Origin of the sequence: Streptomyces sp. NPDC048191 (assembly GCF_040652655.1) — a bacterium.
Classification (GTDB): Bacteria; Actinomycetota; Actinomycetes; order Streptomycetales; family Streptomycetaceae; genus Streptomyces.
The window spans coordinates 36,197-44,711 of the sequence record NZ_JBEZMO010000047.1; the positions used below are offsets into that span (position 1 = coordinate 36,197).

Here is an 8,515-nt window from a genome sequence, read left to right on the forward strand (position 1 = left end):
CGCGGGGGCAGCGGGGCTGCAGAAGACCGGGTCCCGCGAGACGTCCAGGCTGCTCCGAGACCCGCGGGCGCACGCGGCGGCCCACCTGTCCCGGGCCACGGCGCGGACACGGCAGTTCACGGGAACGGCGCGACGTTACGGCCGACGCCAGAGTGACCCCAGACCGCAGAAACCCGGCGCTCCCCGCCCCACCAAACGGCCGGGCAGCTCCGAGACCCACGGCCACACGGGCGGGACACCGACATCGGGCTAGGGCGCGGACACGGCAACCTCACACCGGCCCCACCCGACCGGAGCCCCCGCAACCAAGGCTGCCGGCGGACGGCAACGGGCGCGAAGTTACGGCCGACGCCCGAGTGACCCCAGACCGCAGAAGACCGGCGCTCCCGGGCCCGCGAGACGGCCGGGCCGTCCCGAGAACCGCGGGCGCACGGGGCGGGGCCGCGGCGTGGGCGCGGGCACACGATCAGTTCGTGCCCACGCGCAGTCGGCGCGGGGGGCCCGCGGAGTTCCGTGCCCGGGAGGTCGCCCGGCTCGCGGTTGCCGGCACCCGCCGCTCCACGGCTCGTCCCGGCCACCGCGAGCCGCGACCAGCCGTTGTCCCGGGCCGGCCCGCGGCCTCAGTCCCGGGCCAGGCCGAACCGTGCGCGCAGGCCGGAGCGCTCGTCGGTGGCCACCGCGGCCGTGCCGGTCGTGACCGTCTCGTACACCGACAGGATGTCCGCGCCGACCGTCGACCAGTCGAAGCGGCGCACATGGGCGCTGCCGCGTTCGCGCAGCTCGGTGAGGCGGGCCGGGTCCCCCAGGAGCCGTACGGCGGCGTCTGCGAGCGCGTGGGCGTCCTCGTTGGCGAAGACCTCGCCCGCCTCACCCCGGTCGAGGACCTGCACGAAGGCGTCCAGGTCGGAGGCGAGGACGGGTGCGCCGGCCGACATCGCCTCGACCAGGATGATGCCGAAGCTCTCGCCGCCGGTGTTGGGCGCGACGTACAGGTCGACGCTGCGCAGGAAGCGGGCCTTGTCCTCGTCGCTGATCATGCCGAGGAACTCCACGCGCGAGCGCAGCTCCGTCGGCAGGTCCTCCACGGCCTCCTCCTCGTCACCGCGCCCCGCGACCAGCAGCCGGGTCTGCGGACGGGCGGCCAGGATCTTCGGCAGGGCCTTCATCAGGACCGGCAGGCCCTTGCGGGGCTCGTCGATCCGGCCGATGAAACCGATGGTTTCGCCCTGCCACTCCGGCTTCGGCTCGGCCTTGGCGAAGAAGTCCACGTCGACGCCGTTGGGGATGACCACCGCGTCCCCGCCGAGGTGCTCGACCAGCGTCCGGCGGGCGTACTCGCTGACCGCGATCCGGGCACTGATCTTCTCCAGGGCCGCCTGCAGGATGGAGTACGCGGCGATCATCGCCCGCGAGCGCGGGTTGGAGGTGTGGAAGGTCGCCACGATCGGGCCGGAGGCCGCCCAGCAGGTCAGCAGGCCCAGCGAGGGCGAGGTCGGCTCGTGGATGTGGACCACGTCGAAGGCGCCCTCGTGCAGCCAGCGCCGTACCCGCGCGGCCGACAGGAAGCCGAAGTTCAGCCGGGCCACCGAGCCGTTGTACGGCACCGGGACCGCCCGGCCGGCCGAGACGACGTACGGCGGCAGCGGGGTGTCGTCGTCGGCCGGGGCGAGGACGGAGACGTCGTGGCCGAGGCGGAGGAAGTACTCGGCGAGGTCGCGGATGTGGAACTGGACGCCGCCGGGCACGTCCCAGGAGTACGGGCAGACGATCCCGATTCTCACGAGGGTCCCTTCGCGGGGTCGAGGTCGGCGAGCCACAGCCGCTGGAGCATGTGCCAGTCCTCCGGATGGTCGGCGATCCCGGTGGCGAAGGCGTCGGCCAGCGCCTGTGTCATGACAGACGTCTTCTCGGACCGCGTACCTGACTCGGGTACCTCGATCGGGGGGTGGACACGGCCCTGCATGACGGGCGAGTCGTCGTACCAGAGGGTGACCGGCAGCAGCAGCGCGCCGGTCTGCTGGGCGAGCAGGGCCGGGCCCGCGGGCATCCGGGTCTTCTCGCCGAAGAAGTCGACCTCGACGCCGGAGGCGGACAGGTCGCGGTCGGCGACCAGGCAGACCAGGCCGCCGTCGCGCAGCCTGCGCGCCAGGGTGCCGAAGGCGGAGCCGCCGCTGTGCGGCAGGACCTCCATGCCGAGGCCCTCGCGGTAGGCGACGAAACGGTCGTACAGCGTCTCGGGCTTGAGCCGCTCGGCGACCGTCGTGAAGGGCGTCCGGAGCTTGGTGGTGACCCAGGCGCCGGCCAGGTCGTAGTTGGCCATGTGCGGCAGGGCGAGGACCACGCCCTGGCCGGAGGCGAGCCCGTCGGTCAGGTAATGGATGTCCTTGGGGTCGAAGCCCGTTTTTATGCGCTCCCGGCTCCAGGCAGGCAGCCGGAAGGACTCCATCCAGTAGCGCAGGTACGAGCGCATGCCCGCGCGGGACAGCTCGGCGAGGCGCTCGGGACCGGCGTCGGGGAGCACGCGCGCGTAGTTCGACTCCAGGCGCCGTACGCCCTTGCCGCGCTGCTTCCAGGCGAGGTCGGCGATGGTCTGCCCGAGCCGGACCGCGACGGGTTCCGGGAGCTTCTTGACGGTGCTCCAGCCGGCGCCGTACAGCGCGTCGGTGAGCCTCTCGGCGGCGCTCACTTGGCGGCCTCGCTGGGGCTCTGGCGAGCCGCTTCCTCCGCCTCCGCGGACTCACGGCGGACGGTGACGACCCGCTGGATCAGCGTGACGAGGCTGCCGACGGCGACGATCCACAGGGCGATCGGCAGCAGCCACTGGATGCCCGGCACACCGAACTTGTGCAGGCCCGCGAATCCGGCCGCCACCAGCGAGATCACCAGCCGCTCGGCGCGTTCGACGAGGCCGTTGACGGCGACCGGCAGCCCGATCGACTCGCCGCGCGCCTTGGTGTAGGACACCACCTGGCCGCTGGCCAGGCAGAAGATCGAGACGGCGCACAGCATGTTGTCGTCGCCGTTGCCCGCGTACCAGAGCGCGAAGCCACCGAAGATCGCGCCGTCGGCGACCCGGTCGAGGGTGGAGTCCAGGAAGGCGCCCCAGCGGCTGGAGCGGCCCAGCTGGCGGGCCATGTTTCCGTCGACCAGGTCGGAGAAGACGAACAGGGTGATCACGACCGTGCCCCAGAAGAACTCGCCCCGGGGGTAGAAGACCAGCGCGCCCGCCACCACCCCGGCCGTGCCGATGAGCGTGACCGTGTCGGGGCTCACGCCCCGGCGGATGAGAAACGCGGCGAACGGTGTGAGGACACGCGTGAAGAATGCACGCGCGTACTTGTTCAGCATGGCCTTCCCGACGGTCGGTGTCGCCGCGGCCCCTGGTGGCCGCCGGCTGGCCCATCGTAGCCACGCGCGCGTGCGCGTGACGGGCGGGCACCCGCAGCACGTGGCGCGAACCGGCGTGCGCGCCGTGCGCGGGCCGTGCGTGGCGCGATCGACGTCCGCGGCTGTCGTTCGTATGGACGCAGCGTGACGGGAGTGGAAAGCTCGAATAACCGCGGGCGTCGCCGGAGCCGCCAAGCACGCGGGTCCCGCATGTCCGCGCCCACACATGACCTCACCGTGCACGGGAGGCAGGATCATGGGCGACAAGGCACAAACACACCACCCCGGGGCCGCCGGCAGGGCTCTGGAGGCCGACCAGCCCGCATCCGTACGGAACGTGGTGCTGGTCGGCCACTCCGGTTCGGGCAAGACGACGCTGGTGGAGGCCCTCGCGCTGACCGCGGGGGCGGTGAACCGGGCGGGCCGCAAGGAAGACGGCGGCACCGTCTCGGACTACGACGAGATCGAGCACCGGCAGCAGCGATCGGTGCAGCTGTCCCTGGTGCCGGTCGAATGGGACGGCATCAAGATCAACGTCCTCGACACCCCCGGATACGCCGACTTCGTCGGGGAGCTCAGGGCCGGTCTGCGCGCGGCCGACGCGGCCCTCTTCGTCGTCTCGGCCTCGGACGGCGTGGACGGCTCGACCCGGATGGTCTGGGAGGAGTGCGCGGCCGTCGGGATGCCGCGGGCGATCGTGATCACGCACCTGGAGTCCGCGCGCGCGGACTTCGAGGAGATGACCCGCCGCTGCGCGGACGCCTTCGGCGGGGACGACCCCGACGCGGTGCTCCCGTTGTACCTGCCGCTGCGCGGCCCCGAGGGCCCCGACGGGCACGCGCCCGTGACGGGGCTGGTCGGGCTGCTGTCGCAGAAGCTGTTCGACTACTCGACCGGCGAGCGCAAGGAGTCCGAGCCCGGCGAGGACCAGCTGCCTGACATAGAGGAGGCCCGCAACCGGCTCATCGAGGGGATCATCGCCGAGAGCGAGGACGAGACCCTCATGGACCGTTATCTCGGCGGTGAGCAGGTCGACGTCAAGACGCTGATCCAGGACCTGGAGCGGGCCGTCGCCCGCGGCTCCTTCCACCCCGTCCTGGCGGCCGCCCCCGCCACCGACGGCGCCCGGCAGGGGCTCGGCACGGTGGAGCTGCTGGAGCTGATCACCGGCGGGTTCCCGACCCCGTTCGAGCACCCGCTGCCCGAGGTCACCACCATCGACGGCAAGACGCGCGAGCTGAAGCCGTGCGACACCGGCGGCCCGCTGGTCGCCGAGGTGGTGAAGACCGCGTCCGACCCCTACGTCGGCCGGGTCTCCCTGGTCCGCGTCTTCTCCGGCACCCTGCGCCCCGATCAGACGGTGCACGTCTCCGGGCACGGGCTGACCGACCGCGGCCACGAGGACCACGACGTCGACGAGAAGGTCGGCGCCCTGTCCATGCCGTTCGGCAAGCAGCAGCGTCCGGTGACGCACGCGGTCGCCGGCGACCTGGTGTGCGTGGCCAAGCTCGGCCGGGCCGAGACCGGGGACACGCTCTCCGCGAAGGACGACCCGCTGCTGATGGAGCCCTGGCGGATGCCCGACCCGCTGCTGCCGCTCGCCATCCAGGCGCACAGCAAGCCCGACGAGGACAAGCTCTCGCAGGGCCTGTCCCGGCTGGTGGCCGAGGACCCGACGATGCGCCTGGAGCAGAACCAGGACACCCACCAGGTGGTCCTGTGGTGCCTGGGCGAGGCCCACGCGGACGTCGCCCTGGAACGGCTGCGCAGCCGCTACGGCGTCCAGGTCGACGTCGTCCCGCACCGGGTCTCCCTGAGGGAGACGTTCGCGAACAAGGCCGCCGGGCGCGGACGGCACGTGAAGCAGTCCGGCGGGCACGGCCAGTACGCCATCTGCGAGATCGAGGTGGAGCCGCTGCCCGGCGGCTCGGGCATCGAGTTCGTGGACAAGGTGGTCGGCGGCGCCGTGCCGCGGCAGTTCATCCCCTCCGTGGAGAAGGGCGTACGGGCGCAGGCCGCCAAGGGGGTCGCCGCCGGGTATCCGCTGGTGGACGTGCGGGTCACGCTGCTGGACGGCAAGGCGCACTCGGTGGACTCCTCCGACGCCGCCTTCCAGACCGCGGGCGCGCTGGCGCTGCGGGAGGCCGCGGCGGACGCGAAGATCCATCTGCTGGAGCCGGTGGCCGAGGTGTCCGTACTGGTCGGCGACGACTACGTGGGCGCCGTGATGAGCGACCTGTCCAGTCGGCGCGGCCGGGTGCTGGGCACCGAGCAGGTGGGTTCGGGCCGGACCCTGATCAGGGCCGAGGTGCCCGAGTTCGAGATCGGCCGGTACGCCGTCGACCTGCGCTCGCTGTCGCACGGCACGGCGCGCTTCGACCGCTCCTACGCCCGGCACGAGCCGATGCCGCCGCAGATCGCCGAGCGGATCCGCGAACAGGCGGGTGAGAACTCGTAGTTCACCACCCTTGCGCCGGGAGCGCGGGCGGGCGGCTTCGGCCGTCCGCCCGCGGGTTGTCGGTGGCGGCGGATACGCTGATCACGTGATCGCGTCGGGCCGCAGTCGTCCGGCTGTGACGGGATGTCGACGCGACGGACTGTTCAACAGGTGTGCGGGGCAGGGAAGTCGGGAAGGCCGCAGAGGCGACACAGGCAGCCGAGGGGGCGGGAATGTCGTTGGGAACGGAGTGGGACGGGCCTCAGGTGCCCGTCTCGGGCGACGAGGGTCAGGCGGCGACCTCCGCGCTGGCCTCCGCGGCGTACCGGGACAGCCCGATCGAGGAGATCAAGAAGGCCGACAACGAGTGGCACCAGTCGACCGTGAACGCCGGCCGGATCGCGCTGCTGCGGCCCAATCTGGGTGAGGCGTTCTCGCGGGCCGTGGTCGCGCGGATGCTGGCTCCCGACCGCAAGCCGCTCATCCAGTCGTTCGGCTCGGAGCCCCAGTTCGTCGTCGAGCACTGCCTCGCGGCCAACAACATCCGCCGGGAGCGGGACAACCGTCTGACGGCCGCGACGGTGCTGTGCGGAGTGCTGTTCCTGCCCGGGCTGATCACCTGGCTGCTGGTCTTCCAGCTGCGCACGCTCGTCGCCAGGCGGGACGACAAACGGGCCGGGCCCCTCGCCACCGCTCTGCTGCTCGGTGTCGGCGTGCTCGCCGCGCTGTTCCTGATCAAGATGCCGTTCAGCGGCTTCTGGGCCTGGTATGCCCGGGCGTGCGTCGTGCTGCCCGTGCTCGGCTGGTTCTGGGCCAAGCAGATCTGCGAGAGCACGGCCAAGGACCTGCGGGCCCGCTGGGACGGCCTGCTCTCGGGCACCAGCGTCGGCGCCAAGGTCCCGGAGGCGGTGCCGCGCGGTCCGAACCAGACGGCGGCCGAGGAGCTGCGGCAGTCGCTGGCCCGGCTCAGCGCCGAGCAGCAGTCCAACTCGGTCTTCTACGCCGGCCCCAAGGGCATACTCGGCATGGGCACCCGCTGGGGCTCCTGGCAGTTGGCCGAGGACCTGGTGCCCGCCGACCCGACCCGGGAGATCCACCCCTTCCGCAGCTGGGACGTCATCCGTGCGATCCACGACCAGCTCGCCCTGCTGGAGCGCGGCCCCCTGAACACCGGCGGGTTCCCCAAGCCGTCCATCAAGCACTGGATCGTCACGCCGGTCGGCGAGAACGCCAAGGAGGTGGGCCGGCCCGGGGGCACCGACGTCGAGGCCTTCCAGGTCAAGCCGCACGCCATACAGGAGATCTGCAACAAGCAGCAGTTCGGCAGCGGCGACCGGCACTACCTGGGCGTGCAGTGGACGCTGTGGGACGGGCAGCTGGTCCTCACCATGCTGATCACGGTGACGGTGCTGCACGAGACGCTGCGGATCGAGGTGACCGGGCATGCGCTGGGACCGGTGAACCCGCTGTTCACCGCCAAGCCGGAGGCACCGAGCAAGGAGGTCTCCAAGTCGCTCAAGCCCTGGGAGACCCGGAAGGTCATGCTGCCGCTGGTCACCACCGACGAGGTGGTACGACTCGCCGCGCGCGCCCCGCTGACCTGGTATCCGCCGCTGCTCAACTGGCTCGGCGGCTCGATCGGCCTGCCCGAGCCGTTCGGTCTGCGGCACGCCTGGGCCGACCAGCCGTGGCGGCACCGTTTCATGGCCGACGACGCGCTGCGCGCCGCCACTCCGGTGCTGCGGGTGGTGCACGCGGCGGCGATGCGGGTGCTGGAGGAGAACGGCGTGGACACGGAGAAGTTCGGCACCCGCTCGGGCATCCTCAGCGGCCTGGTCCAGGACACGACACCGAGGAAGGCGGACCTGTACGACGCGTAGGCCTCCGGCGGCTTGGCGGGTGGGGGGCCTGCGGCGACTCGGCCGGTGCGGTTGCTAGCGGTGGCTTGACTGGCGCGGGAGCCTACGGTGGCTCGGCCGTGCGGGGGCCTGCGGTGGCGAGGCCTGTGCGGGAGCCAGCGGCGCTTGACCGGTGCGGGAGCCTACGGTGGCTCGGCCGTGCGGGAGCCTGCGGTGGCGAGGCCTGTGCGGGAGCCAGCGGTGCTTGACCGGTGCGGCAGCCAACGGTGGCTCGGCTGGTGTGGGGCCTATGCGGGGCCTGCGGCAATTGAGCGGTGCGCGAGCCAGCGGCGGCTCGGCCGACGCGGCAGCCAACGGCGGCTCAGCCCGTACCGGAGCCAACGGTGGCTCGGCTGGTGCGGGAGCCTGCGGTGGCGAGCCCCGGGCGGGAGCCTGCCGGCGGCTTGGCCGGTGTGGGAGCCAACGGTGGCTCGGCTGGTGTGGGGCCTGTGCGGGGCCTGCGGGGCCTGCGGGCCTGCGGGGCCTGCGGGGCCTGCGGGCCTGCGGGGCCTGCGGGCCTGCGGGCCTGCGGCAATTGAGCGGTGCGCGAGCCAGCGGCGGCTTGACCGGCGCGGCAGCCAACGGCGGCCCGGCTCTCGCGGGAGCCAGCGGCGGCTTGACCAGTGCGGCAGCCAACGGTGGCTCGGCTGGTGCGGGGCCTGCGGGGCCTGCGGGGCCTGCGGGGCCTGCGGGGCCTGCGGGGCCTGCGGGTTGGCGCGGTGCGGGCCCTTGGGCTGGTTCCACCGCTCGACGCCCTTGCGGGTGAAGTGGTGCACGCCGAGCCGGGCGCACA

General features: G+C 72.7%; 4 protein-coding genes and 1 pseudogene. 2 read left to right on the forward strand and 3 right to left on the reverse strand.

What is annotated here, in order from left to right:
- Nucleotides 1–620: 620 nt before the first annotated feature.
- From AB0D93_RS39225 to pgsA, 3 genes and pseudogenes are all read right to left on the reverse strand, one after another.
- A complete protein-coding gene (locus AB0D93_RS39225) occupies nucleotides 621–1,781 on the reverse strand; it encodes a glycosyltransferase family 4 protein (RefSeq protein WP_362130761.1) in 1,161 nt (386 codons plus the stop codon).
- A complete protein-coding gene (locus AB0D93_RS39230; protein WP_362130764.1) occupies nucleotides 1,778–2,686 on the reverse strand; it encodes a phosphatidylinositol mannoside acyltransferase in 909 nt (302 codons plus the stop codon). The genes AB0D93_RS39225 and AB0D93_RS39230 overlap by 4 nt, the downstream gene beginning before the upstream one ends.
- Nucleotides 2,683–3,403 (reverse strand): annotated as a pseudogene (gene pgsA, locus AB0D93_RS39235) (phosphatidylinositol phosphate synthase). Before pgsA ends, AB0D93_RS39230 begins: the two are co-directional and overlap by 4 nt.
- Before the next feature lie 240 nt (nucleotides 3,404–3,643).
- Between pgsA and AB0D93_RS39240 the strand changes: the two are divergent.
- Both AB0D93_RS39240 and AB0D93_RS39245 read left to right on the forward strand, forming a co-directional pair.
- A complete protein-coding gene (locus tag AB0D93_RS39240; RefSeq protein ID WP_362130767.1) occupies nucleotides 3,644–5,845 on the forward strand; it encodes an elongation factor G-like protein EF-G2 in 2,202 nt (733 codons plus the stop codon).
- 212 nt (nucleotides 5,846–6,057) lie between these two features.
- The gene (locus AB0D93_RS39245) at nucleotides 6,058–7,704 is read left to right on the forward strand and encodes a hypothetical protein (RefSeq protein ID WP_362130770.1); all 1,647 of its coding nucleotides are present in this window, start codon (nucleotides 6,058–6,060) and stop codon (nucleotides 7,702–7,704) included.
- The last annotated feature ends 811 nt before the right edge of the window (nucleotides 7,705–8,515 follow it).